At 73.4% G+C, this 24782-nt stretch carries 22 protein-coding genes; 9 read left to right on the forward strand and 13 right to left on the reverse strand.

Annotated elements, in window-relative coordinates; all coding sequences use genetic code 11:
* Positions 1–34: 34 nt before the first annotated feature.
* Entirely contained in the window at positions 35–1432 is a 1398-nt protein-coding gene (gene lpdA, locus LG324_RS09325) for a dihydrolipoyl dehydrogenase (RefSeq protein ID WP_404353043.1), read from the forward strand.
* 110 nt (positions 1433–1542) lie between these two features.
* On the opposite strand, the gene LG324_RS09330 is transcribed toward lpdA, so the two are convergent.
* Both LG324_RS09330 and LG324_RS09335 read right to left on the reverse strand, forming a co-directional pair.
* Positions 1543–2487 carry a hypothetical protein gene (locus LG324_RS09330; RefSeq protein WP_030527376.1) on the reverse strand — a complete coding sequence of 315 codons (945 nt, stop codon included), beginning with the start codon at positions 2485–2487 and terminating at the stop codon, positions 1543–1545.
* A complete protein-coding gene (locus LG324_RS09335) occupies positions 2484–2723 on the reverse strand; it encodes a hypothetical protein (protein ID WP_030527375.1) in 240 nt (79 codons plus the stop codon). Before LG324_RS09335 ends, LG324_RS09330 begins: the two co-directional genes overlap by 4 nt.
* A gap of 252 nt (positions 2724–2975) precedes the next feature.
* On the opposite strand from LG324_RS09335, the gene LG324_RS09340 reads away from it, so the two are divergent.
* The 3 genes from LG324_RS09340 (at position 2976) to LG324_RS09350 (ending at position 6313) form a co-directional block, all read left to right on the forward strand.
* Positions 2976–4394: a pyridoxal phosphate-dependent decarboxylase family protein gene (locus tag LG324_RS09340; protein WP_404353045.1), complete on the forward strand. Its 1419-nt coding sequence runs from the start codon at positions 2976–2978 to the stop codon at positions 4392–4394.
* A 99-nt stretch (positions 4395–4493) separates the two neighbouring features.
* On the forward strand, positions 4494–5129 hold the full coding sequence (locus LG324_RS09345) for a DUF2510 domain-containing protein (RefSeq protein WP_030527373.1): 636 nt from the start codon (positions 4494–4496) through the stop codon (positions 5127–5129).
* A 53-nt stretch (positions 5130–5182) separates the two neighbouring features.
* Entirely contained in the window at positions 5183–6313 is a 1131-nt protein-coding gene (locus LG324_RS09350; RefSeq protein WP_404353047.1) for a hypothetical protein, read from the forward strand.
* Between the two features lie 20 nt (positions 6314–6333).
* Here LG324_RS09350 and LG324_RS09355 read toward each other — a convergent pair whose 3' ends face one another.
* Both LG324_RS09355 and LG324_RS09360 read right to left on the reverse strand, forming a co-directional pair.
* The gene (locus LG324_RS09355) at positions 6334–8385 is read right to left on the reverse strand and encodes a HelD family protein (protein ID WP_404353048.1); all 2052 of its coding nucleotides are present in this window, start codon (positions 8383–8385) and stop codon (positions 6334–6336) included.
* 111 nt (positions 8386–8496) lie between these two features.
* Complete coding sequence (locus LG324_RS09360) at positions 8497–8991, reverse strand: CoA-binding protein (RefSeq protein WP_404353050.1); 495 nt, start codon at positions 8989–8991, stop codon at positions 8497–8499.
* Positions 8992–9097: 106 nt separating this feature from the next.
* Between LG324_RS09360 and LG324_RS09365 the strand changes: the two genes are divergently transcribed.
* Entirely contained in the window at positions 9098–9541 is a 444-nt protein-coding gene (locus LG324_RS09365) for a VOC family protein (protein ID WP_404353051.1), read from the forward strand.
* A 583-nt stretch (positions 9542–10124) separates the two neighbouring features.
* On the opposite strand, the gene LG324_RS09370 is transcribed toward LG324_RS09365, so the two are convergent.
* The 3 genes from LG324_RS09370 to LG324_RS09380 all read right to left on the reverse strand — a co-directional run bounded on the left by LG324_RS09370 (position 10125) and on the right by LG324_RS09380 (position 12661).
* Complete coding sequence (locus LG324_RS09370; RefSeq protein WP_404353052.1) at positions 10125–11696, reverse strand: HNH endonuclease signature motif containing protein; 1572 nt, start codon at positions 11694–11696, stop codon at positions 10125–10127.
* 145 nt (positions 11697–11841) lie between these two features.
* Complete coding sequence (locus LG324_RS09375; RefSeq protein WP_030527366.1) at positions 11842–12330, reverse strand: SRPBCC domain-containing protein; 489 nt, start codon at positions 12328–12330, stop codon at positions 11842–11844.
* A gap of 1 nt (position 12331) precedes the next feature.
* Entirely contained in the window at positions 12332–12661 is a 330-nt protein-coding gene (locus LG324_RS09380) for a helix-turn-helix transcriptional regulator (RefSeq protein ID WP_030527365.1), read from the reverse strand.
* 231 nt (positions 12662–12892) lie between these two features.
* Between LG324_RS09380 and LG324_RS09385 the strand changes: the two genes are divergently transcribed.
* Positions 12893–14038, forward strand: coding sequence for an acyltransferase family protein (locus tag LG324_RS09385; protein WP_404353053.1), 1146 nt, complete (start codon positions 12893–12895; stop codon positions 14036–14038).
* Positions 14039–14056: 18 nt separating this feature from the next.
* Here LG324_RS09385 and LG324_RS09390 read toward each other — a convergent pair whose 3' ends face one another.
* Genes LG324_RS09390 through LG324_RS09410 form a run of 5 tightly spaced genes read right to left on the reverse strand, consistent with a single transcriptional unit; the run spans position 14057 to position 19875 of the window.
* Positions 14057–14629, reverse strand: coding sequence for a 1-acyl-sn-glycerol-3-phosphate acyltransferase (locus LG324_RS09390; protein ID WP_404353054.1), 573 nt, complete (start codon positions 14627–14629; stop codon positions 14057–14059).
* Between the two features lie 59 nt (positions 14630–14688).
* Positions 14689–14946 (reverse strand): formate dehydrogenase subunit delta, encoded by a 258-nt coding sequence (locus LG324_RS09395; RefSeq protein ID WP_036829348.1) that lies wholly within the window; start codon positions 14944–14946, stop codon positions 14689–14691.
* Positions 14943–17816, reverse strand: coding sequence for a formate dehydrogenase subunit alpha (gene fdhF / locus LG324_RS09400; protein WP_404353055.1), 2874 nt, complete (start codon positions 17814–17816; stop codon positions 14943–14945). The genes LG324_RS09395 and fdhF overlap by 4 nt, the downstream gene beginning before the upstream one ends.
* Entirely contained in the window at positions 17813–19393 is a 1581-nt protein-coding gene (locus LG324_RS09405; protein WP_404353056.1) for an NADH-ubiquinone oxidoreductase-F iron-sulfur binding region domain-containing protein, read from the reverse strand. The genes fdhF and LG324_RS09405 overlap by 4 nt, the downstream gene beginning before the upstream one ends.
* Entirely contained in the window at positions 19390–19875 is a 486-nt protein-coding gene (locus tag LG324_RS09410) for an NAD(P)H-dependent oxidoreductase subunit E (protein ID WP_404353057.1), read from the reverse strand. Before LG324_RS09410 ends, LG324_RS09405 begins: the two co-directional genes overlap by 4 nt.
* Before the next feature lie 718 nt (positions 19876–20593).
* Between LG324_RS09410 and rpsO the strand changes: the two genes are divergently transcribed.
* Together rpsO and LG324_RS09420 are read left to right on the forward strand one after the other, a co-directional pair.
* Positions 20594–20863: a 30S ribosomal protein S15 gene (gene rpsO, locus LG324_RS09415; protein WP_030527353.1), complete on the forward strand. Its 270-nt coding sequence runs from the start codon at positions 20594–20596 to the stop codon at positions 20861–20863.
* A 196-nt stretch (positions 20864–21059) separates the two neighbouring features.
* Entirely contained in the window at positions 21060–23459 is a 2400-nt protein-coding gene (locus LG324_RS09420) for a polyribonucleotide nucleotidyltransferase (RefSeq protein WP_404353059.1), read from the forward strand.
* A gap of 157 nt (positions 23460–23616) precedes the next feature.
* Here LG324_RS09420 and LG324_RS09425 read toward each other — a convergent pair whose 3' ends face one another.
* Positions 23617–23754, reverse strand: coding sequence for a hypothetical protein (locus LG324_RS09425; RefSeq protein WP_169742042.1), 138 nt, complete (start codon positions 23752–23754; stop codon positions 23617–23619).
* Between the two features lie 148 nt (positions 23755–23902).
* Here LG324_RS09425 and dapB point away from each other — a divergent pair, with 148 nt between their 5' ends.
* Entirely contained in the window at positions 23903–24652 is a 750-nt protein-coding gene (gene dapB, locus LG324_RS09430) for a 4-hydroxy-tetrahydrodipicolinate reductase (protein WP_404353061.1), read from the forward strand.
* The last annotated feature ends 130 nt before the right edge of the window (positions 24653–24782 follow it).

The following is a 24782-nucleotide window of genomic DNA, read 5'->3' on the forward strand; positions in this document are numbered from 1 at the left end:
CACGAGCCGACGCCGCCCCGATAGGCTGTCGAGCATGGCTGACTTCGACGTCGTGGTGCTCGGTGCTGGTCCTGGTGGGTACGTCGCGGCGATCCGCGCGTCCCAGCTCGGGAAGAAGGTCGCGGTCGTCGAGAAGAAGTACTGGGGCGGGGTCTGCCTCAACGTCGGCTGCATCCCCTCGAAGGCGCTCATCAAGAACGCCGAGCTCGCCCACACGCTCCAGCACGAGAAGGAGCTGTACGGCATCGAGGGCGAGGCGACGATGAAGTACGGCGCCACGCACGCGCGCTCGCGCAAGGTGTCGGCCGGCATCGTCAAGGGCGTCCACTTCCTCATGAAGAAGAACAAGATCGAGGAGATCGACGGCTGGGGCACGCTGACCAGCGCCACCTCGATGGACGTCGCGCTCAACGACGGCGAGACCCGTCAGCTGACCTTCGACCACCTGATCATCGCGGCCGGTGCCGTCACCCGGATGCTTCCTGGCGTCGAGGTGTCGCAGAACGTCGTCACCTACGAGGAGCAGATCCTCGACGAGAACCTCCCCGGCTCGATCGTCATCGCCGGCTCGGGCGCCATCGGCGTCGAGTTCGCCTACGTCATGAAGAACTTCGGCGTCGACGTCACGATCGTCGAGTTCCTCGACCGGATGGTCCCGACCGAGGACGAGGAGATCTCCAAGGAGCTCCTCAAGCACTACAAGAAGCTCGGGGTCAAGGTCATGCTGTCGACGAAGGTCGAGGGTGTCGAGGACACCGGCTCCGGCGTCCGCGTCACCGTCTCGCCCGCCGCCGGCGGCGACCAGCAGGTCCTCGAGGCCGACAAGTTCATGTCGGCCATCGGCTTCGCCCCGCGCACCGAGGGCTACGGGCTCGAGGCCACCGGCGTGCAGCTGACCGAGCGCGGCGCCATCGCCATCGACGAGTACGGCCGCACCAACGTCGAGAACGTCTACGCGATCGGCGACTGCACCGCCAAGCTGATGCTCGCGCACGTCGCCGAGGCCCAGGGCGTCGTCGCCGCCGAGCACCTCTGCGGCGCCGAGACGATGCCGGTCGAGTACGACTTCATCCCGCGCGCCACCTACTGCCACCCGCAGATCGGCTCCTTCGGCTACTCCGAGGCGCAGGCCAAGGAGAAGGGCTACGACGTCAAGACGGCGAAGTTCCCGTTCTCGGCCAACGGCAAGGCGATGGGCCTCGGCGACGCCGTCGGCTTCGTCAAGGTCGTCGCCGACGCCGAGCACAACGAGATCATCGGCGCCCACATGATCGGCCCCGACGTCACCGAGCTGCTGCCCGTGCTGACCCTCGCCCAGAAGTGGGACCTCACCGCGGACGAGGTGTCGCGCAACGTCTTCGCGCACCCGACGCTCTCCGAGGCGGTCAAGGAGGCCGTCGAGGGCATCGCCGGCCACATGATCAACCTCTGAGCCGCGCACCCCACGCGCCCCTCGCACCTCCACATGTCGGGGTCACCCCGAAAAGTCCACGAGACCCCGGCTCCGAGCCGGGGTCTCGTCGACGTTCCGGGGTCCGGCCGTCACGTGGATGTCGGACGCCCCCACGCGGCAGGAACCACGACGACCGCCGCGAGACCGGCGAGGAAGAGGAGGGCCACGACACCGCTGTCGTCGACGTCCGGGGGCAGGGACGCTGCCTCGAGAGCCGAGGTCCGTGACGCGGCGACCTCGGCGACCTGCGCCTCGTACACGACGGCTCCGAGCTCGACGGGCGAGCTGACGGCAGGTGTGGGCCAGGCCGGGAGCGACGCGACGGCGGAGGGCGTGGCCGCCCGCGCCGAGCCGAGGTCGACGAAGGGCAGGACGATGTACACGAGGCCGACGCCCAGGGCGACGACGCTGGCACGCAGCGCGTAGGACCGACGGGTCGAGATGGCCGACGCGGCCGCGACGGTGGCATTGACCCGGGCGAGAACCTTGGGCTCCACCCCTCCGACGGCTTCGGGACCGCGCGTGGAGGCCTCCCGCCCGTCGACGTAGGCGAGGTACGCCGTGGACAGGACGACCGCTGCACCGAGGAACACGGGAGCCAGGACCCCGCGGGTGGGGAGCGGGTTGTCGGATGCCACGAACACGAAGCCGAGGATCCCGGTGTAGATCGTGACGATCGCCGCCGAGGCCTTCTGCACGGTGTCGGCCCCGGAACGAGCCCGGTCGACCGCGCCGACGGCGAGCGTCGTCAACGACGTGGCGAACGCCTGGAGACTGGCAAGGTCGGCCGCGCGATCGGCCGCGGCGAGTGCGCGCGCGTCGTCGTCGTCGGCCTTCAGCTCGGCGGTGGCCGCGGCCTGTGCTGCAGCAGCAGAGGCCAGTGCGCTCTTGTGCGTCTCGGTCGTGCGCTCCTCCTGCGCCGCCAGGCCGGCTGCATGCGCGGCGAGCCGCGCCTCCAAGGCCTTCTCCGCGCGAGTGTCGTCAGCGACGGCGTCGTCGGTCGGCCAGCCGTCGTCACCGAGCGGGCCCGTCATCGGTCCTCCTCGGGAGCCTCGTCGGCGGCCACGTCGAGATCCGGTCTGTGGATCTCGACGTCCGACACCGTCCATCCCTGATCGCCGTTGCCCTCGGCCCGGAACGTGGCCGGCCATCCGTCCGTGGTGTGCCCATCGTCAGCGGCCAGCACGTGGACCGTCACCCCCCGGGGCGCTCGGGCGAACTCCACGTCGTTGAACTTTCGCCGTTCCAGCGCGCAGTACGTGCGTCCCATCGCTGCCCCTCCTCGGCCACGATCCGATGACGGACGACTGTCCTCTGCACTCGGGGTGCCTGGCAAGACCCCGCTTCACCGGCACGGCTCCGACGACCGGGGCGGATGGCCCTGCCCACGACCGGGACCCACCCGGCACGTGCGGGGTGATCGTTGTCAGACCCTGTGTCCGAGAGCGACAAGCCCGCACGTGCGGGCTGAGGCGCGGGGCGCACGCGGCCGGGACCACCACGCGTGGGCAGAATGGCGCCCATGACGCCCGAGGAGTTCCGCGCCGCCGGACACCAGCTCATCGACTGGATCGCCGACCACCGCAGCCGCGTCCCGGACCTCCCGGTCGCCGCGCAGGTCCGACCGGGCGAGGTCCGCGACGCCCTCCCGCCGCACGCCCCCACCGAGCCCGAGCCGTTCGCCGACGTGCTCGCCGACCTCGACCGCGTCGTCGTCCCCGGCGTCACCCAGACCCAGCACCCCGGCTTCTACGGCTGGTTCCCCAGCAACGCGAGCCTGGCCAGCGTCCTCGGCGACATCGCGTCCGGGGGCGTGGGCGCGCTCGGCATCACGTGGCAGTCGGCGCCGGCGCTCACCGAGGTTGAGCAGGTCGTCACCGACTGGCTGCGCGACCTCTGCGGCCTGGCCCCCGAGTGGCGCGGCGCCATCCAGGACACCGCCTCCACCGCGTGCCTCGTCGCCATGCTCGCCGCCCGCGAGCGCGCGAGCGACGGCTCCGAGCACCGCGGTGGCCTCCAGTCCCTCGACGCCCCGCTCGTCGCCTACACCTCGCCGCAGGCGCACAGCTCGGTCCCCAAGGCCGTCCTCCTCGCCGGCTTCGGGGCCGACAACCTGCGCTACGTCGACGTCGACCCGGTGACCTACGCGATGGACCCCGCCGCCCTGCGCCGGGCGATGGCCGAGGACGCCGCGGCCGGTCGCGTGCCGGCGGTCGTCGTCGCCGCGGTCGGCACGACCGGCACGACGGCGATGGACCCCGTCCCCGCCATCGTCGAGATCGCCCGCGAGCACGGGGCGTGGGTGCACGTCGACGCGGCGATGGCCGGCTCGGCGATGCTCCTGCCGGAGATGCGCCACCTCTTCGCGGGGGTCGACGACGCCGACAGCCTCGCGTGGAACCCGCACAAGTGGATGGGCACGATCCTCGACACCTCCCTGCTCTACGTCCGCGACGTCGACCACCTCGTCTCGGTGATGTCGACGACCCCGAGCTACCTGCGGGCGAGCACCGACGACCAGGTCGTCCAGTACAAGGACTGGGGCATCCCGCTGGGCCGACGCTTCCGCGCGCTCAAGCTGTGGTTCCACCTCCGGCTCGACGGCGTGGAGGCCATCCGCGAGCGGCTGCGGCGTGACCTCGCGAACGCCCGGTGGCTCGCCGAGCAGGTGCAGGCCGAGCCGGGATGGCGGGTGCTGGCGCCCGTCGAGCTGCAGACGGTCTGCGTCGTCCACGAGCCCGAGGGGCTGACGGGCCGGGAGCTCGACGCGCACACCCTCGCCTGGCTCGAGGCCGTCAACGCGACCGGCCGGGTCTTCCTCGGGGCCAGCAGCCTCGACGGCCGCTGGATGGTGCGGGTGTCCGTCGGCGCGGAGGCCACCGAGCGGGCGGACGTCGAGGAGCTGTGGCGGCTGCTGCGCGAGGCGGTCGCGACCCGCTGAGCGACCCCCCTCCGGTCGAGGGGACCGACTTCGCCGGAACCGGCCGCGGACGCGCCCACCGGGTGTCACACTCGCCTCGAGCACGCCGGGAGGAGTCGTATGTCGCAGGTCAGGCACCGCAGGAGCCACGCCGTCGCCGGGCTGACCCTCTCCCTCGGCAGCGCCGTCGTCATGCTCGGGACGCTGTTGCCCGTGTACACCGTCGGGCGCGGCGCGGTGGCCCCCGACGTGTGGGCCGCGCTGGGGCTGGGCGCGGACGGCACGTCCGTCCGCCTCGCCGACGGCTTCCGCGAGTACCTCGTCCTGTCGGGCGCGGTCGCGCTGCTCATGGGGGTCGCGCTCATCCTCACCCGCCTCCGGTTCGTCGGCGGGGTGTGGCGTCTCGCGGCCCTCGTCGGGCTGATGGCGGGCTCGTTCGTCACCTTCGCCTTCTGGATGCTGCTCTTCGACCCCGGTGCGGCCGTCGGCCGCCCGTCGTGGTTCGCCGAGTCCGCCCCGGCCGTCCTCGACGCCTTCTCGGCCACCACCGTCGACGCGGGGGTCGGGCTCTACGTCCTCACCGTGGGCTGCGCGACGGGCGTCCTCGCGGCCCTCGTCCCCACCTTCCACACGCGGCGCGTCATCAAGGACGCGACGAAGGGTGGGGGCACCCTGGCGCCGGGCTGGTACCCCTCCCCGCACCACCGCCGCCGGCACCGCTACTGGGACGGCGAGAAGTGGACGGTCGGCGCCTGAGCCCGCCGCCGCGCCTGCCCTGACGCGAGGTCGCCCGAGGTTAGCCTCGGCGGGTGACCGACTCCCGCCGAGCCCCGTCCGCGACGCTCTCCGCGGTGGCGGCCGTCCTGCTCGCCCTGCTGGTCGTCCTCGCGCTGCTCGCGCTCGCCGTCGGGTGGGTGGCCGTGCTCGTCCTCGACGACGGCGTCAGCCGCTGGATCTGGGGAGTCCTCGGCGCGCTGGTGCTGTGGCGGCTCGTGCCGCGCCCCGCGCGCGTCGACCGTCGGGCGGTCGCGACGAGCCGCGAGGAGCAGCCGGCCGTGCACGAGCTCGTCGACGCCGTGGCGCGCGAGGTGGGCGTCGCCGCCCCGACCCGCGTGCTCGTCGACACCGTCGCCGCGACCCGGGTGCACCCCACGGGCTACCTGGGCGGGGCCGCGCTGGTCGTCGGCCTGCCGGAGTGGACGGCCCTCGACCCCGGGGAGCGGGTCGCCGGTCTCGCCCACGAGCTGCGCTGCTCGGGGGTCCGGCGGGGGCCGGCCGGCATCCTCGTGCGCCTCGCCGGGGACGTGCTCTCGGGAGCCCGGACGATCCTCACGCCCGTCCGAGCCGTGACCGCCGACCGCAAGGCCGTCGAGCAGGCGACCTCGACGATGGGCTACTACGGGCCGGGTGACGAGATGGCGGGCAACCTCGTGCGTCGCCAGGCGTCCGCAGCCGTCGGCGGCGCCGGGATGCACGTCGTGGCGGTGCCCTTCCGTGCGCTCCACGCGGTCCTCGACCGGGCCTGGCGTCCGACCCTGCACCACGCCGCGTTCGAGGCCGACCGGCGCGCCGCCGCGCTCGCCGGGCCCGCCGCGGTGCGTGGCTGGCTGCTCGCCGGCGTCGGGGTGCCGCGCGGCGCGACCGCCGCGCACAACGCCGCTCGTACACCGGGGGCCGACGTCTTCCTCGCCATCGAGGCGGCCGACCGGCCGGCGCCCGCCGAGCTGCGCTCCCGCCTCGAGGCCGCGCCCACGACGGCCGTCGACGCCGACCACCCGCCGACCCGCCAGCGCGTCGCCGCCCTCGAGGCCGGCGACGTGCCCGTGGGTGACGGATGGGTCGAGCGCAGCACCGTCACCGCTGCCGACGTCGAGCTCTTCCGGATGCGGGCCTCGCTCGCCGGCCGGCTCCGCGACGAGCTGGTGCACGGGCGCGGCTGACCCACCGCGCCCGACCGTCGTCAGCCGGTCAGGACCTCGGGCAGCGGCTCGGAGTGCACGACGACGAGGGCCGACACGGCCCGGGTCAGCACGACGTAGAGGCGCCGCAGGCCGGTGCGCTCGTCCGGCTCGCCGCGCACGACGGCCGCCGGCTCGACGACGACGACGCGGTCGAACTCGAGGCCCTTGGCGATGCTCGCCGGTACGAGCTCGACCTGACGGTCCTCGTCGTCCCCGTGGTCGGCGTCGAGCCGTCCGTGCGGGATGCCCGCGGTGGTCAGCGCCGACGAGACGGCGGTGACGAACGCGTCGGGCACGATGACGCCCACCGACCCGGGCTCGTCCGTCAGCGAGCGCACGGCGTCGACCACCGCGAGCGAGCGACGCTCCGGGTCGGCGCGCACGACGTCGAGGCGGCCGGGGTCGTCGCGCACCGAGACCGGCGCCGCCAGCCCCGGTGCGACGAGGGGCAGCAGGCGCGCGGCGTAGTCGATGACGAGGGCCGGGACGCGGAAGCCGCGGTCGAGGACGACGAGCTCGTGCTCGGTCCGACCGAGGTGGCGCATCGCCTCCTCCCAGGACGGGGTCGCCCACGGGGTGGTGCCCTGCGCGATGTCCCCGAGGACGGTCAGGCTGCCGGTCGAGGCCCGACGCCCGACGGCCCGCAGCTGCATCGGGGAGAGGTCCTGCGCCTCGTCGAGGATGACGTGGCCGAGGCTCGGCGTGCGGTCGAGGAGGTCGGCCAGCTCGTCGAGGAGCGCCATGTCGGCCCGCGACCAGCGCGCTGCCCCCTTGCTGCGGGGCGGCCTCTCCCAGAGCAGGACCCGCTGCTCGTCCTCGGTGAGGACGCCGTCCGCGGCGGCGGCCAGCGCATCGGCGTCCGAGAGCAGCCCGAAGAGCACGGCGGCCGGGTCGAGCGCCGGCCAGAGGTCCTTCGTCGCGGTGCGGACCGGTGCCGAGCGGGCGATCGAGTCCTGCACGGTGTCGCCCGGGAAGTCGCCCGAGCGTTCGATCTGGAGCATCACGAGGTGGGCCAGGCGCTGGGGGAGGAGCTCGCGGGCGGCGGAGTAGCGGACCCCGCGGGCGACGAGCCCGTCGAGCTCGTCCTGCACCTCGTAGGCAGGGACGCGCCAGCGGCGTGAGCCACGGGGGACGACGAGCGCGTCGTGAGCGCGGGCGACGTTGCGCCACACCGCGGCCCGTAGGACCTCGGCCATTCGGGCGTCGCCCTTGAGGAGCGCGACCTCGGTGGGGTCGTCGGCGCGCACGCGGCCGTGGTCGAGGAGGGTGTCGACGGTCGCGTGTTGCACCCGCACCTCGCCGAGCGAGGGCAGGACGGCGCCGATGTGGTCGAGGAAGGCGCGGTTGGGGCCGACGACGAGGACGCCGGCCCGGTCGAGGCGCCGGCGGAAGGAGTAGAGCAGCCACGCCGCCCGGTGCAGGCCGACGGCGGTCTTGCCGGTGCCGGGCGCCCCCTGCACGCAGATGCTCGTCGCGAGGTCGGAGCGGACGATCTCGTCCTGCTCGGGCTGGATCGTGGAGACGATGTCGCGCATCGGGCCGGAGCGGGGCCGCTCGATCTCGGCGGCGAGGATGCCGCTGCGGTCGGCGGCGTCTCCGGCGACGAGGCGCTCGTCCTCGTAGGCGGTGAGGCGGCCACGGTCGACGCCGAACCGGCGCCGCAGCTCGACGCCCATCGGCTCGGCGGGGGAGGCGCGGTAGAACGCCGTCGAGATGGGCGCTCGCCAGTCGACGACGACCGGGTCGCCGTGGGCGTCGCCGACGTGCCGCCGCCCGACGTGGAAGGTCTCCTCGCCGTGCTCGGTGCGGCAGTCGATGCGGCCGAAGAAGAGCGTGGTGCGCGGGTCGTCCTGGAGCGAGGCGACGCGGCGGGCGAGGACCAGGTCGAGGTAGGCCGCGTTGAAGGCGTCGGCCGCGGTCGACACGTCGAGCCGCTCGGTGGTCTCGCGCATCCGGCGCAGCTCGTCGCGCGCGTGGTCGAGGTGGGCCTGCTCGCGGGCGAGCACGTCGTCGGTGGGGGTGGTCGGGTGGTCGGCGGTCGTCGTGGGCACGGCGGAGCCGCCTCCTGCGGTGTGTGGGGTTCCCATGCTGGCGAACCGATGATGGTACACCCGGTGGGGGTAGGTGCGTCCAGCCCTCGGGACGTCCGACGGCCGGTCGCGTCAGACGGTCCGGGGGACCGCCCCCGTCCACGTGAGGACGCGGCACATCGCGTGGTGCACGCCGTCACCCTCGGGGTGGAACATGATCGGGCAACCACCGGCGATGACCGTCGCGCCGGCCGCCCGCGCGCGCACCACCGCCTCGGGGGAGACGGAGCCGGCGCCGGTCGAGCGGTGCAGCCAGAGTCGGCGGACGCCCGAGTCGAGAGACTCCTCGACGCTCTCGAGCGCGTGCGCGGCGGACGTGGCGACGACGACCGCGTCGACACCGCCGGGCACGGCCTGCACCGTCGGGTAGGCCGGGTCGCCCTCGACCTCGGTCGCGTGCGGGTTGACCGCGAAGACCTCGTAGCCGTGGTCGCGCAGCCACGTGTAGACGGTGTTCGCGCCGTGGCCCCGCGCGGTGCGCGAGACGCCGGTCACGGCGATGCGGCGCTGGGCGAGGACGTCGGCGGCCGCGACGCGGACCGGGACGGTGGTGGGTGTGGTGGCCATCGTGGGGCCTCCTTCTCGACGCCTCCCGATGCTCCCACCGCGGTCGGTGTCGCGCTGTTCCGTGGGTCACGCACCCGGTGTCGGTGGATGGGTCCACACTCGGCGCATGGATCGCTCAGCGCTGCCCGTCCAGGTCGTCATCGACTGCGCCGACCCCGCCGCCCTCGCGGAGTTCTGGGCCGGCGCCCTCGCCCCGCGGGGCTACGCGGTGCCGGCGCCGCCGGGCGGGTTCGCCGACTGGCCGTCCTTCCTCGCGGCGCAGGGGCTGCCGGAGGAGCGTTTCAACGACGCCTCGGCGCTCGAGGCCGAGGGGCAGCCGCGCATCTTCTTCCAGCGGGTGCCCGAGCCCAAGGAGGGCAAGAACCGCCTCCACCTCGACCTGCTCGGCGGGGGCGGCCCCTCCGTGCCGATGGAGGAGCAGCGCCGTCGGGTCGCCGCCGAGGTCGAGCGCCTCGAAGCGCTCGGCGCCGTCCGGGGCGAGGAGCACGCCGAGATGGGCGTCCACTGGGTGACGATGCGCGACCCCGAGGGCAACGAGTTCTGCGTCTGAGCGCTGCGGGCGACGGTGGCCGGCGCCGGGACGTGGCCGGTGGCGCGGGACGTGGGGCGATCACCCCCAGTCCGACGCCACGGGCGCCGCCCAGCGCGCTGCCACGGTCGGCGACGTCACGTCAGCCCACGTAGGCCGTCATCCTGATCGAGACCAGCACACCGGGGATCACGGCACCGAGCTTCGCGGCGTACCGCGCGGGCGGCGTCGCAGGGACCCACTGCGCGTAGGCGGCGTTCATTTCGGGGAAGTCGCCGGGGTCGTGCAGCAGGACCCGACCTCGACGACGTCGTCCTTCGTGCCCCCGGCCGCAGGACGAGACGGCCGACGGTCCGAGTCGGCCGAGACCGTCCGGAGCTGCGTGCCTGCCCGTCACCCGGCCACCGCCGTCTCGCTGTTCACGAGCGGTCCGACTCTCACGGGGGGCACGCGGTTCCTCGCTCCGTCACCGTCGTCGCCGTTCTCCAACCCGTCAGGCGTCCCTACCGGTGCGGTCCGTGGCGTGGGACGTGGGGCGATCACCCCCGCTCCTGCGCCACGGGCCACGCCGCCAACCAGAACACGTGAACGGGTGTCGGTCGGGTCAGAAGGGTGGCGTCGCGGGGAACGGGTCGCGCTGCCGGGGTGGGCGAAGACCGGTGACCCGATACGTCCGCGCCGGTCGATGGGCCTCGACGCGGCACCCGCGGGTGACGGGCGGCGCGGTGCCGCCGCGGTGCTCGAGGCCGAACTCGAGCGCCGAGTGCACCCGGGTCTGCGCGTCGCGTCGGGGCGGGGGAGGCGGCGGCTCGAGTTCACGTGCCGGGAGCACGAGCGGTCGGTGGTCGAGGGGGTGGGTGGTGCGGACCGCGCCGGTGGGATCGGTCCAGTGGAGGGCGCCGTCGGCGGACATCCGGACCGACCACCCCGGCCGCTGCTTGACGCGGTGGTGGCGGCGGCAGAGGCAGGCGAGGTTGGCGGCGCTCGTCGGCCCCAGCGGCCAGGCGAGGACGTGGTCGAGGTCGCAGAACCGGGCGGAGACCTGGCAGCCGGGGAAGCGGCACCGCCCGTCCCGGGCGCGGACCAGCGCGGCCAGTCGGGTACCGGGCCGGTAGGCGTCCGTCGCGAGCTCGTCGTCGGGGTCGGTGAGGGCGCCGCTGGTGGAGTGGAGCACCGGGGACACCGGAGCGGTGATCGCCGTCGCGCGCGCCAGCCATCCGCGGGGCACGAGGTCGGGGTCGCCGGCGTGCAGGCCGTGGACGGTGACGAGGTCGCGGTCGTCGAGGGGGGTGACGTCGCTAGGGGCCGCGACCACCTGAGCGTCGGCGGGAGCGACGAGCTGCACCCGCACGTCGACCGTCGCGTTCGACGTGACGAGGTCGGTGAGCGCCTTGGCCCGGGCCCGCTCGAGGTGCTCGCAGGTCCCGTCGTCGACGTACTGGCGGGCGAGGGTGTCGATGGCCGCCCACGCCGCGCAGGCGTCCTCGGACGGGAAGGTCCCGAGCCACGTGTCGACCCCTGGCTCGTCGACCCAGCGCCGCAGCCCCGAGGCCGCTCGCGCACGGACCGCCCTCTGCCGCAGCAGGTCCGGGGAGATGGCGGCCAGCACCCGCCGTGTCCGTCGGCGCAACCGGGCGGCGTCCTCGCGGTCGAACCACGGGCCGAGGGAGGCGACGACGCCGGAGGCGACCTCGGCCGGCACCTTCTCCAGCTCGGCCGCGACGACCTGCGCGCGGTAGGCGTCGAGCCGCCCCTCCGCCATCGCCGTGTGGAGCCCGCCGAGGCCGGTGCTCGTCGCCGTGCCGTCCGGGCCGTCGGCCGCACGCCGCACCGCGTCGCGCACCCGGCGTTCCGCGTGCACCGCCGACACCGACAGCACACCCGACACGACGGCCGGGGCGTCGAGGGCGACGTGCCCCGGCGCCCGGTGGGTCTCGACCAGCTCGCCCGTCTCCAGCACGACCGGCTCGATCGCCGCGAGCCGGACGATGGCCTCGTCCTGCGCCGCGGCGACCACGTCGGCGAGGGCCTGGAGCTCACTGAGCGCGTACGCCCAGTCGGCGACCGAGCCACCTACGAGGGTGGGGGAGAGCGACTCCGAGACCAGCGTGCGGGCACCGACGGCAGCGGCGGCGACGTCCGCGGCATCCGCCCGGCGCTGTGTGCTGGTGGCCATCGGCTCCCCCTCCCCTCGTGCTCCCATCCTACTCCTCGAGCCCGCGAATCGGAAGGTCATCCACGGTCAAAACGTCTGTTGCACAACGGAACAGAGAGGGAATGGGGGCGGCGTGACGGGTGTGACGACAGGCCCGGAAGCGACCTCAGCCGCGGGCGAGGAACGCGTCGATCTGCCCGATGGCGGACCGCGCCCCCTCCTCCATCCCCATGTCGAGGACCTGCTGCAGCGCCTCGGCGCTGGCGTAGGTCGTCGTGTAGACAGCGCGGGTGCCGCCCTCGGTCGCCGAGAAGTCGTAGACGCAGTCGGACACGGGCAGCTCGGGGTTGGGCGTCAGGTCCTCGTGGGCGAAGCCGTCGCGGAAGGTGAACCGCTCCGTCGGCTCCACGCCCGTCACGTCCCAGTAGCCGGCGAACTTCTCGCCCTCCGGGGAGGTCATGTAGTACGTCGTCCGAGTGCCGGCGCGCAGCTCGTGGTCGACGAACGTCGCCGGGTACTCCGGCGGGCCCCAGACCTGCTCGAGCTGGCGCGGGTCCTCGTAGAGCGCCCACACCCGGGCGACCGGGGCGGCGAACTCCGCGGTGATGGTCAGGGTGTGGTTCTCGACGTCCTTGGCGATGTCGGTGACGGGCATGTCAGGTCTCCTCGGTGAGCAACAGGTCGATCCGGGCGATCCGTCCCCGCCAGACCGCCTCGAGCTCGTCGAGCATCGAGGCGACCGACCGGACGGCCTCCACGTCACCGCTGGCCAGCTGCTCACGACCGTGACGTCGCTTCGTCAGCAGGCCCGCCCTCTCCAGGACGGCGACGTGCTTCTGGACGGCGGCGAAGCTCATGTCGTAGCCCGCCGCCAGCGTCGTGACCGAGTGCTCTCCGGCGAGGACCCGGCGCAGGATGTCGCGTCGCGTCCGGTCGGCGAGCGCGTGGAACAGCGCGTCCGCGCGGTCCTCGCTGCTCCCGGTCACGAGATCAACATACAACCAAACGGTTGTATGTTGTCAAGGGCCGGGTTCGGCGCGGGGAGGGGGCGTCGACGTGACGTACCTCGCACGCGACGGAGTCCCCGGCGAGCAGCCCCGTCGCGGACTCCGACGGCCTGACCTGCGGCATCGGGCATTCCCACTCCTTCTCAGCGACCAGCAAGACCTCGTCGTCCGACTTGAGCCGCCGCCCGACCTCTCGGCAAGGTCGTGGGGATGGAGCTGCTGACCCGCCGGCCGGCCCTCCCCGCGCTCACCGGCCTGCGAGCCGTCGCCGCGGTGTGGGTCGTCCTCTTCCACTACCGCGAGGAGATCCTCGCCCTCGAGCCCTCGCTCGCGCCCCTCGACACCTTCATGCGGGCGGGCTACCTCGGCGTCGACCTCTTCTTCGCCCTGAGCGGCTTCGTCCTCGCGTACACGTACGCCGACCGGATGCGCGCCCTCCGCTGGCGCGACACGCGCTCGTTCGTCCGCAACCGCTTCGCGCGGGTCTGGCCGGTGCACGTCGTCGCCCTGCACGTCGACGTCCTCACCGCCTTCCTCCTCGGCACCCTCGGGCGCACCGTCGAGGACAGCCGCCGCACCGGCGACGCCTACCTCCAGAACCTCGGGATGGTCCACTACTGGGTCAGCGACCGCCCGAGCTTCAACACCCCGGCGTGGTCGATCAGCGCCGAGTGGTTCGCCTACCTGCTCGCGCCGCTCCTCTTCGTCGCCGTCGCGCGCCTGCGCCGGTCCTCCACCGCGCTGGTCCTCGCCGCCGCCAGCTACGGCGTCATGCTCTGGATCTTCGCGACGATGGCCCTGCCGAACGGCAACCTCGAGAGCATGTTCTGGGTCCGGATCATGTTCGAGTTCGTCGGCGGCATGCTCCTCTGCCTCGCCTGGGTGCGCGGAGGGGCGCGCCTGGGCCGCCTCGCCCCCGTCCTGCCGCTGGCGCTCGTCGTCACCGCCGTCGTCCCCCAGACGTCGGCGGGGCGCTACTGGATGGCGCCCGCCCTCGGCCTCGGGGTCGCCGCGCTGGCGGCCTCCTCCGGCTGGCTCGCCCAGGTCCTCTCGCTGCGGTGGCTCGTCGCCGCGGGTGAGGCGTCGTTCGCGCTCTACATGGTCCACTGGCTCTTCGAGTGGCCGGTCGAGCAGGCCGTCGGCCTGGCGGCGGGCAACCCGTGGCTGGCGCAGCTCGTGCTCGTCGGGTTCGTGGGCGTCCTGGCGCTCGCCTCGTGGCTGATGATGGTCCTCGTCGAGCGCCCGGCCCGCCGCCTCATCGTCACCGGTCGCCGCCCCCGGCAGGACGAGCCGGCCGTCAGCGCGACGGCCCCGGTGCCGGCCGCGCCCCGACCGGAGCTCGTCGGCCTCCGGTGAGAGCCGGCTGCCGTACGGTCACGCCCCGGTGGGGCGGTCCTCCTCGCGCAGGCGCGGCTCGGTGCGCTTCTCGGGGTGGATCCCGCGCTTGTCGCGGTAGAACTCCCGGACGAGGTCCATGTCGGCGCGGACGTCGGGCGTCGCCGTGATGGTCGGCCCGAACCCCGCTGTGCGGGAAGGTCCGTCGATGAAGGCCAGCGCGATCGGCAGCTTGGCCGCGCGCGCGATCCGCCAGAAGCCCGACTTCCAGTACTCGCCCCGGTCGCGCGTGCCTTCGGCCGCGAGGATGAGCAGGAACGGCTCGCCGCTGCGGGCCTCGCGCACGAGCTCGCGCACGACCTGACCGGGGTTCCCGCGGTCCAGCGGGATGCCCCCGAGGCGGTGCAGCAGCCAGCCGAGCGGGCCCCTGAACAGCTCCTGCTTGATGAGCACGCGCGGCGTGACGTCGCCGCGCCACATGACGAGCAGCATCATCACGAAGTCCCAGTTGGACGTGTGCGGCGCCCCGACGAGGACGCCGGTGCGGGGGACCTCGCCGACCGCCCGCCACCGGGCCGCTCGCAGCACGGTCTTGGCCAGGGCGACGCGCATCGGGACCTCTCCGCGGCCGGCCCGTCCGGCGCGCGGCACCACGCTAGCGCCCGCCGCGGTCAGCCCCCGGAGGGCTCCCGCACCTCGGCCCGGTCGATGTCGCCGTCGACGAGGTCCTCGGCCGCGCGCACGAGCAGCGGGTGGAGGTCGGTGTCGCCCCGGCGGATGCGCGCGAGCAGCTCGTGGCGCATCCGCGGCTCCCAGAACTTCTTGATGTGGGTCGCGAGCTCCTCGGCGGCCTTCTCCGGCGCCAGCGCCTCGAAGTTGCGGACGAGGTCGTGGCCGAGGCGCACGACCGGCGCGACGTCGCCGCTCACCGGCGGTGCCTCGCCATCGCCCCGGCGGGCATCGCCGCGCCGCGCTCCTCGGGTGCGGCGCCACTCTCGGCCCGCGCGGCCTCGGTCGCCACGGTCACCTGCACGGCCGTCACCTTGTACTCGGGGCAGTTGGTCGCCCAGTCCGAGTTCTCGGTCGTCACGACGTTGGCGCCGGTGACCGGGTGGTGGAAGGTCGTGTAGACGACGCCGGCCGGCATCCGGTCCGAGACGAGCGCGGTCAGCCGGGTCGCACCGACGCGGGAGGCGAGCTCGACGACGTCGCCGTCACGGATGCCGCGCAGCTCGGCGTCGGACGGGTGGATCTCGAGCACGTCCGCCGGGTGCCACGTCGAGTTCGGCGTGCGGCGGGTCTGCGCCCCGACGTTGTACTGCGACAGGATGCGCCCCGTCGTCAGGACGAGCGGGAAGCGGCGGTTGGCGCGCTCGGTGGTCGGGACGTAGACCGTCGGCGTCAGCTGCCCGAGTCCGCGGACGAACTGCCCGACGTGCATCGTCGGCGTCCCGTGCGGGGCGGCGTCCGTGACCGGCCACTGCATCGAGCCCTCGGCGTCGAGCCGGGCGAACGAGACGCCGGCGAACGTCGGTGTGGTCGAGGCGATCTCGTCCATGATGCTGGCCGTCGAGCCGTACGACATCGGGTAGCCCATCGCGGTCGCGAGTTCGCACACGACCTGCCACTCGTCCTTGCCGACGCGGCTCGGCATCACCGGGCGGACCCGGTTGAGGCGGCGCTCGGCGTTGGTGAACGTGCCGTCCTTCTCGAGGAACGACGTGCCGGGCAGGAAGACGTGGGCGAAGCGCGCCGTCTCGTTGAGGAAGAGGTCCTGGACCACCACCATCTGCATCGAGCGCAGCGCGGCCTCGACGTGCTGGGTGTTGGGGTCGGACTGCGCGATGTCCTCGCCCTGCACGTAGAGCCCGAGGAAGGACCCGCCGATCGCGGAGTCGAACATGTTGGGGATGCGCAGCCCCGGCTCCGGCTGGATGGTCACGCCCCACAGCGACTCGTAGATCTCGCGCACCTCGGGCCGGGACACGTGCCGGTAGCCCGGCAGCTCGTGCGGGAAGGAGCCCATGTCGCAGGAGCCCTGCACGTTGTTCTGGCCGCGCAGCGGGTTGACGCCGACGCCCTCGCGCCCGAGGTTGCCGGTGAGCATCGCGAGGTTGGCCATCCCCATGACCATCGTCGAGCCCTGGCTGTGCTCGGTGACGCCGAGGCCGTAGTAGATGGCGGAGTTCGGTCCGGCCGCGTACAACCGTGCGGCGGAGCGCAGCTCGTCGGCCGGGATGCCGGTCTCGGCCTCCGTGGCCTCGGGCGAGTGCTCGGGCCGGGAGATGAACTCGAGGTAGCCCTCCGCGCCCTCGGTGCGGGTGCGGACGAACTCCTCGTCGAGCAGGCCCTCGGTGACGATGACGTGCGCCATCGCGTTGACGAACGCGACGTTCGTGCCCGGGCGCACGGGCAGGTGGTGCGCGGCCTCGACGTGGGGGCTGCGCACGAGGTCGATGCGCCGAGGGTCGGCGACGACGATCCGCGCGCCGGCCCGCAGGCGCTTCTTCATCCGTGAGGCGAAGACCGGGTGCGCGTCGGTCGGGTTGGCCCCGATGAGGAGGATGACGTCGGCCTGCTCGACGGAGCGGAAGTCCTGGGTGCCGGCCGAGGTGCCGAAGGCGTGGTTGAGCCCGTAGCCGGTGGGGGAGTGGCAGACCCGTGCGCAGGTGTCGACGTTGTTGTTGCGGAACGCCGCCCGCACCATCTTCTGGACGACGTACACCTCCTCGTTCGTGCAGCGCGAGGACGAGATGCCGCCGATGGACCCGACGCCGTGCTCGGCCTGGATGCGCCGGAAGCCCTCGGCCGCCGTCCGGATCGCCTCGTCCCACGAGACGACGCGCCACTCGTCGTCGATCGACTCGCGCACCATCGGCTGCAGCTGCCGGTCGTCGTGCGCCGCGTACCCGTAGGCGAAGCGGCCCTTGACGCACGAGTGCCCCTCGTTCGCGCCGCCGTCCTTCCACGGCACCATGCGGACGACGCGGGTGTCGTCCCCCGAGCCCTGCACCTCGGCCTTGAACGAGCAGCCGACGCCGCAGTACGCGCACGTCGTGACGACCGAGCGGGTCGGCATCCCGAGCTGCACGACGGACCGCTCCGTCAGCGCCTCGGTCGGGCAGGCCTGCACGCAGGCGCCGCACGAGACGCACTCGGACTGCAGGAAGTCGGTGCCGCCGGCCGAGATCCGCGAGTCGAAGCCGCGCCCCTCGACGGTGAGGGCGAACGTCCCCTGCGTCTCCGAGCAGGCACGCACGCAGCGCGAGCAGACGATGCACGCCGACGGGTCGTAGTCGAAGTACGGGTTGGACCGGTCGGTGGTGTCGGCGAGGTGGCTCGCGCCATCGAGGCCGTACCGGACCTCCGCGACCCCGGTGTCGCGCGCCCACTTCTGCATCTCACAGCTGCCGCGGGCGCAGCCGGCGCAGTCGGTCGGGTGGTCCGAGAGGTACAGCTCCATGACGTTGCGGCGCAGGTCCTGCACCTGCTCGGTCCGGGTGCTGACGACCATCCCGTCGGTGCAGGGCGTGGTGCACGACGCCGGGGTGCCCTTCCCGCCCTCGACCTCGACGAGGCAGAGCCGGCACGACCCGAAGGCCTTGAGCGAGTCGGTGGCGCAGAGCTTGGGGATCTCGATGCCCACCTCGGCGGCGGCGCGCATCACCGAGGTGCCGGCGGGCACCGTGACCTCGCGGCCGTCGATGCTCACGGTGGCGGGCGCACCGCCCCTGACCGGCGGTGTGCCGTGGTCGGTCTCGGACGCCAGGGCGTCGGGTCGCTCGTCGATGGTGGTCATGGCCGCGCTCCTCCGGTGGTGCTGGTGGCTGACTCGGGCATCGCGTCGGTGGCGGCGTCGGCCGCGGCGGGCTCGACACCGAAGTCCTCGGGCCAGTGCTCGAGGGCGCTGCGGACCGGCATCGGGGTGAGGCCGCCCATCGCGCAGAGCGAGCCCTTGGTCATCGTCGCGCAGAGGTCCTCGAGGAGGACCAGGTTGGACTCGCGCTGCGTCCCGGCCCGGATGCGGTCGATGACCTCGACGCCGCGGGTCGAGCCGACGCGGCACGGGGTGCACTTGCCGCAGGACTCCTTGGCGCAGAACTCCATCGCGAACCGCGCCATCGCACCGGCGTCCATCGAGTCGTCGAAGACGACCACACCGCCGTGGCCGACCATGGCGCCGGCCTCGGCGAAGGCCTCGTAGTCCATCGGCAGGTCGAACCGCGACGGGGGCAGGTACGCGCCGAGCGGGCCACCGACCTGGACGGCCTTGACCGGCCGCCCGGACGCCGTGCCCCCGCCGTAGCCCTCGACGAGCTCACGCAGCGAGATGCCGAAGTCGGCCTCGACGACCCCGCCGCGGGCGACGTTGCCCGCGAGCTGGAAGACCTGGGTGCCCCGGCTGCGACCCGTGCCGAGTGCGGCGTACGCCGCGCCGCCGTCGGCGAGGACCATCGGGACGGCCGAGAGCGTGAGGACGTTGTTGACGACCGTCGGCCGGCCGAACAGCCCCTCGAGCGCGGGGATCGGCGGCTTGGCGCGCACCTCGCCCCGCCTGCCCTCGAGGGACTCGAGCATCGACGTCTCCTCGCCGCAGATGTACGCGCCGGCCCCGACGCGGACGTCGAGGTCGAAGCGGCGACCGCTGCCGAGCACCGACGCCCCGAGGACGCCGTGCGCGTACGCGACGTCGATGGCGCGACGCAGGGTGCGGATGGCGTGCGGGTACTCGGAACGCAGGTAGACGAACCCCTCGGTCGCGCCGGTGGCGATCGCGGCGATCGTCATGCCCTCGACGAGGGTGAAGGGGTCGCCCTCGATGAGCATCCGGTCGGCGAACGTGCCGGAGTCGCCCTCGTCGGCGTTGCAGCAGACGAACTTCGTGTCGGCCTGCGCCGTGCGGACGGTCTCCCACTTGATGCCGGCGGGGAAGCCGGCACCGCCACGGCCGCGCAGCCCGGAGTCGGTGACCTCGCGGACGACCTCGGCGGGGTCGAGGGTGAGGGCGCGCTCGAGGCCGGCGAGCCCGCCGTGGGCGCGGTAGGCGGCGAGGTCGGTCGGCTCGATGACGCCGACCCGGGCGAACGAGACGCGGTGCTGGCCCGCGAGCCACGGGTGATCGTCGACCACGCCGACGCAGCGGGCGGTGTCGTCGAGCGCGCCTCCGAGCAGGGCGTCGACGTCGCCGGGTTCGACGTTCGCGTAGCCGACCCGTCCGTCGTCGGTCTCGAGCTCGACGAGGGGCTCGAGCCAGAGCATGCCGCGGGAGCCGTTGCGGCGGACGGTGGCGCCGGCCGCCTCGAGGGCCGCGGCGACGTCGTCGGCCCCGACCGAGACGGCGGCGGCGTCGGCCGGCACCCAGACGACGGGGTTCACGCCGGCCACCCCTCGGTGAGGGCGTCGAGCCGGTCGGGGGTGAGCCGGCCGTGGAGGGCGCCGTCGAGCATCCCGGACGGGCCGAGCGCGCAGTTGCCGAGACAGAAGACCTCGCCGACCTCGACGTCGGTCGAACCGGCCCACCGGTCGACGGCGGCCGCGACGGTGGCCTCGGCGCCGCGCGCCTGGCAGGCCTCGGCGCGGCAGAGCGTGACGCGGTGCGCGGTCGGGGGAGTGCGGCGCAGGTCGTGGTAGAAGGTCAGCACGCCGAGGACGTCGGCCCGGCTGAGGTTGAGGACGTCGGCGACGACCGGCACGTCGTCGTCGTGGACGTAGCCGTGCTGGTGGACGACCGCGTGGAGCACCGGCAGGAGCGGCCCGCGCATCGAGGCCATCCCCTCGGCGAGCGCCCGCACGGCGGCCGCGCGCCCGGGGTCGGCCGGCGCCGGGGCCGGTGCAGGGCTGGGTCCTCGCTGGCGCACGTCGTCCACCTCTCTGTGGGGTCGCTCACCTGTCCGGGCAGCCTACGACGGACCCGCCGGTAGCGGCAGGTCCTCCGGCCCGCGGCGCAGCCCCCCGAGCACGACGCGCCCTTGCCCCGTGGGCAACGCGCCACGACCGGCCACGACGACCCGCACGTGCGGGCTTTTCGTGGTCGCCGGGGAGCGCGGACAGCGATGACCTCGCACGTGCGGGCTTTTCGTGCTTGCCGGGGAGCGCGGACAGCGATGACCCCGCACGTGCGGGCTTTTCGTGCTTGCCGGGGAGCGCGGACAGCGATAACCCCGCACGTGCGGGATCATCCGGGACGAGAGCGGACAAGAGGTGACACATTCGTCGATTGCTGCACGCCCGAGCGGCCGGGCAGGTCCTCCGGCCCGCCGCGCAGCGCCCCGAGCACGACGCGCCCTTGCCCCGCGGGCAACCCGCGTCGGCTCTGGTCCGCTCTCCCGGGTGGCGGCGAGAAGTCGCCTCCACCCGGGCGATCACGACCAGAGCCGACGACCCGGACCAGAGCCGGGCGGTGGGAGGATGGGGGAGCAGGCCCGCCGGGAGGCCGGTCGCGCCGATTAGGGGTGCGTACCGGGCCGCTGGTAATCTTGCCAACTGCCGTCAGATCGGCCGCGGATCCAGAGAGCCCCGGTGAACCAGCCCGGGAGCGCCGCGCAGCAGAAACCCCCGAAGGAGAGTCGTCGCCCCATGCCGCTGAGCACCGACGTCAAGAAGCAGATCATTGCCGAGTACGGCACCACCGAGGGTGACACGGGCTCGCCCGAGGTCCAGGTCGCGCTCCTCACGCAGCGCATCAAGGACCTCACCGAGCACAGCCGTGCGCACAAGCACGACCACCACTCCCGTCGCGGCCTGCTGCTGCTGGTCGGCCGTCGCCGCCGCCTCCTGCGCTACCTGGAGAGCATCGACATCGAGCGCTACCGCTCGCTGATCAAGCGCCTCGGTCTGCGTCGTTGAGACTTCCGAGAGGGCGGTCCCCGCACACGTGTGCAGGGGCCGCCCTTCTCGCATGAACGGGCCCGGCCCGTTCGGAAGAACCCACAACTGAACATCGACAGCACGACCGGCGTCGCCCCGCGCGACGCCGCCTGAAGGACACACCCGCGCACAACGACGATGCGCGTGCGTGAATGACACGAGAGAAGGAGGCCCCGTGGAGGGTCCCGAGATCACCGCCACCGAAGCCGTCATCGACAACGGCAGCTTCGGCACCCGCACCGTCCGGTTCGAGACCGGACGCCTGGCCAAGCAGGCCGGCGGCGCCGTGAGCGCCTACCTGGACGAGGACACGATGCTCCTCTCCACCACCACCGCCGGGAAGCACCCGCGCGAGGGGTTCGACTTCTTCCCCCTGACCGTCGACGTCGAGGAGCGGATGTACGCCGCGGGCAAGATCCCCGGCTCGTTCTTCCGCCGCGAGGGCCGCCCGTCCACCGACGCGATCCTCACCTGCCGTCTCATCGACCGCCCGCTGCGCCCGACCTTCACCAAGGGCCTGCGCAACGAGGTGCAGGTCGTCATCACCGTCCTGGCGCTCAACCCGGACCACCAGTACGACGTGCTCGCCATCAACGCGGCCAGCGCCTCGACGCAGATCTCCGGCCTGCCGTTCAGCGGCCCGATCGGCGCCGTCCGCGTCAGCCTCATCGACGGCCAGTGGGTCGCCTTCCCGAACTTCAGCGACATCGAGCGCTCGACCTTCGACATGGTCGTCGCCGGCCGCGTCGCGGGTGACGACGTCGCGATCATGATGGTCGAGGCCGAGTCCACCGAGCACACCTGGGACCTCGTGAAGACCCTGGGCAAGCAGGCGCCGACCGAGGAGGTCGTCGCCGAGGGCCTCGAGGCCGCCAAGGGCTTCATCCGCACCCTGTGCGACGCGCAGGCCGAGCTCGCCCGCACCGCCGCGAAGCCGGTGCAGGAGTTCCCGGTCTTCCTCGACTACGAGGACGACGCCTACGCCGCTGTCGAGTCCGCCACCACCGGCGACCTCACCGCCGCCCTGCAGATCGCGGGCAAGCAGGAGCGCGAGGAGCGCATCGACGAGATCAAGGAGTCGATGAAGGCCTCCCTCGCCGAGCAGTTCGAGGGTCGCGAGAAGGAGCTCTCCGCCGCGTACCGCTCGGTGCAGAAGAAGCTCATCCGCGAGCGCATCCTGCGCGACAAGGTCCGCATCGACGGCCGTGGCCTCGCCGACATCCGCGCCCTGAGCGCCGAGGTCGAGGTCCTGCCGCGCGTGCACGGCTCGGCGATCTTCGAGCGCGGCGAGACCCAGATCATGGGGGTCACCACGCTCAACATGCTCCGGATGGAGCAGCAGCTCGACACCCTCTCGCCGGTGACGCGCAAGCGCTACATGCACAACTACAACTTCCCGCCGTTCTCCACCGGTGAGACCGGTCGCGTCGGGTCGCCGAAGCGTCGCGAGATCGGCCACGGCGCACTCGCCGAGCGGGCCCTCATGCCGGTCCTGCCGACCCGCGAGGAGTTCCCCTACGCGATCCGCCAGGTCTCCGAGGCGCTCGGCTCCAACGGCTCGACCTCGATGGGCTCGGTCTGCGCGTCCACCCTGTCGCTGCTCAACGCCGGTGTGCCGCTGCGCGCCCCGGTCGCCGGCATCGCGATGGGCCTGGTCTCCGCGGAGGTCGACGGGCAGACGCAGTACGCCGCGCTCACCGACATCCTCGGTGCCGAGGACGCGTTCGGCGACATGGACTTCAAGGTCGCCGGCACCCGCGAGTTCGTCACGGCCATCCAGCTCGACACCAAGCTCGACGGCATCCCCGCCGACGTGCTGGCCGGCGCGCTGACCCAGGCCCGCGACGCCCGCTTCCACATCCTCGACGTCATGAACGAGGCCATCGACGCCCCCGACGAGATGAGCCCCTTCGCTCCCCGCGTCATCAGCGTCACGGTCCCGGTCGACAAGATCGGCGAGGTCATCGGCCCGAAGGGCAAGATGATCAACCAGATCCAGGACGACACGGGCGCCCAGATCTCGATCGAGGACGACGGCACCATCTACATCGGTGCGACCGACGGCCCGTCGGCGGAGGCGGCCCGCGCGGCCATCAACGCCATCGCCAACCCGCAGATGCCGGAGATCGGCGAGCGCTTCCTCGGGACCGTCGTCAAGACGACGACCTTCGGGGCGTTCATCTCCCTCCTGCCGGGCAAGGACGGCCTGCTGCACATCTCCGAGGTGCGCAAGCTCGTCGGCGGCAAGCGGATCGACGCGGTCGAGGACGTCCTGTCCGTCGGCCAGAAGATCCAGGTCGAGCTCAAGGAGATCGACCCGCGCGGCAAGCTGAGCCTCGCGGCGGTCACCGCCGAGAGTGACGCCGGCTCCGAGGCCGCTGCCGAGGCGCCCGCCGCCCCGGCCGCCGAGGCGCCCGCGGCCGACGCGGACGCCTCCGACGACGACCACGACGAGGCCGGCGACGCCGGTGACGAGTCGGGCGAGGGCGGCGACCGTCCGCGTCGCAACCGTCGCCGTCGTGGCGGCCGCGGTCGTGGCGAGCGCTCCGGCGAGGGCGGTTCCAGCGAGGACTGACCCGGCCGGCGCCGCGCGCGTCATCCGGACCGGAGCCCCGGCACACCTGGTGTGCCGGGGCTCCGGCGCGTCCGGGCGCCACCGGGGACGTCCGGGGGAACGCGAGAGGCCCGCGCCCCCGGTGGGGGTGCGGGCCTCTGGCGTGACGTGCGGTCGGTCAGGCGGCGGCGCGGGGACGCAGCTGGTGCGGCGCGCTCCAGCGCATCTCCATCCGCGTGCGGCCCTCGGCGTCGGTGACCGGGACCCAGCGCACGGCCAGGCCGGTGCGGCTCGTCGTGGTCGTGACCTTCTTCATGTCAGGCCCCCTTTCCGTGGTGTTCACCTTCTGTTCACCTTCAGGATAGCCGACGGAACCGGCAAAGGTGAACGGACGGTGAACGACGGCGCGGCGCGGCGCGGACGCCGAGCGGGCCGGCATCGACGCGCTGGCTAGGGTGGTCGGCATGAGCACGACACGCGTGGCCGTCATCGGTGCGGCCGGCCGGATGGGGTCCACGGTCTGCGCGGCGGTCGAGGGCGCCGACGACCTCGAGCTCGTCGGCCGGTACGACGCCGGGGACGACCTCGGGGACCTCGGCGGGGCGGACGTCGTCGTCGAGTTCTCGGTCCCCGACGCCTCGCCGGCCAACGTCGCCCACTGCGTGGAGCGCGGCGTCCACGTCGTCGTGGGGACGACCGGGTGGAGCGAGGAGCGGCTCGCGACGCTGCGCGAGCAGCTCGGCGAGGACCCGACCGTCGGCGTCCTCGTCGCCCCGAACTTCGCGATCGGCGCGGTGCTCCTCATGGAGCTCTCCCGTCGCGCCGCCCCGTTCTTCGAGTCCGTCGAGGTCGTCGAGCTGCACCACCCCGACAAGGTGGATGCGCCGTCCGGCACCGCCGCGCGCACCGCCGACCTCATCGGCGCCGCCCGCGACGAGGCCGGCTGCGACCCCGTCCCGGACGCCACGACCCACGACCCCGACGGCGCCCGCGGCGCCCGCGTGCACGGCGTCCCCGTCCACTCCGTGCGGCTGCGCGGCCTCGTGGCCCACCAGGAGGTCCTCCTCGGGGGTCCGGGCGAGATGCTCACGCTGCGCCACGACTCCTTCGACCGGGTCTCCTTCATGTCCGGCGTCCTCGCCGCGGTCCGCCAGGTCGGCGACCGCCCCGGACTCACGGTCGGGCTCGAGCACTACCTCGGCCTCGGAGGCTGACGCTCGGACCGACCCCGAGGGTCCGGGCACCCCGGCCGCCACCCCGTGTGACGGCCGCGTTACGAAGTCCTCACTGGTGAGGCCGGTGCCGGCATGAGACCGATGTTGCGCACGGTTCACGCCCGTCACG

The sequence above is a fragment of the Phycicoccus jejuensis genome, from assembly GCF_044797865.1.
Lineage (GTDB): Bacteria > Actinomycetota > Actinomycetes > Actinomycetales > Dermatophilaceae > Phycicoccus > Phycicoccus jejuensis.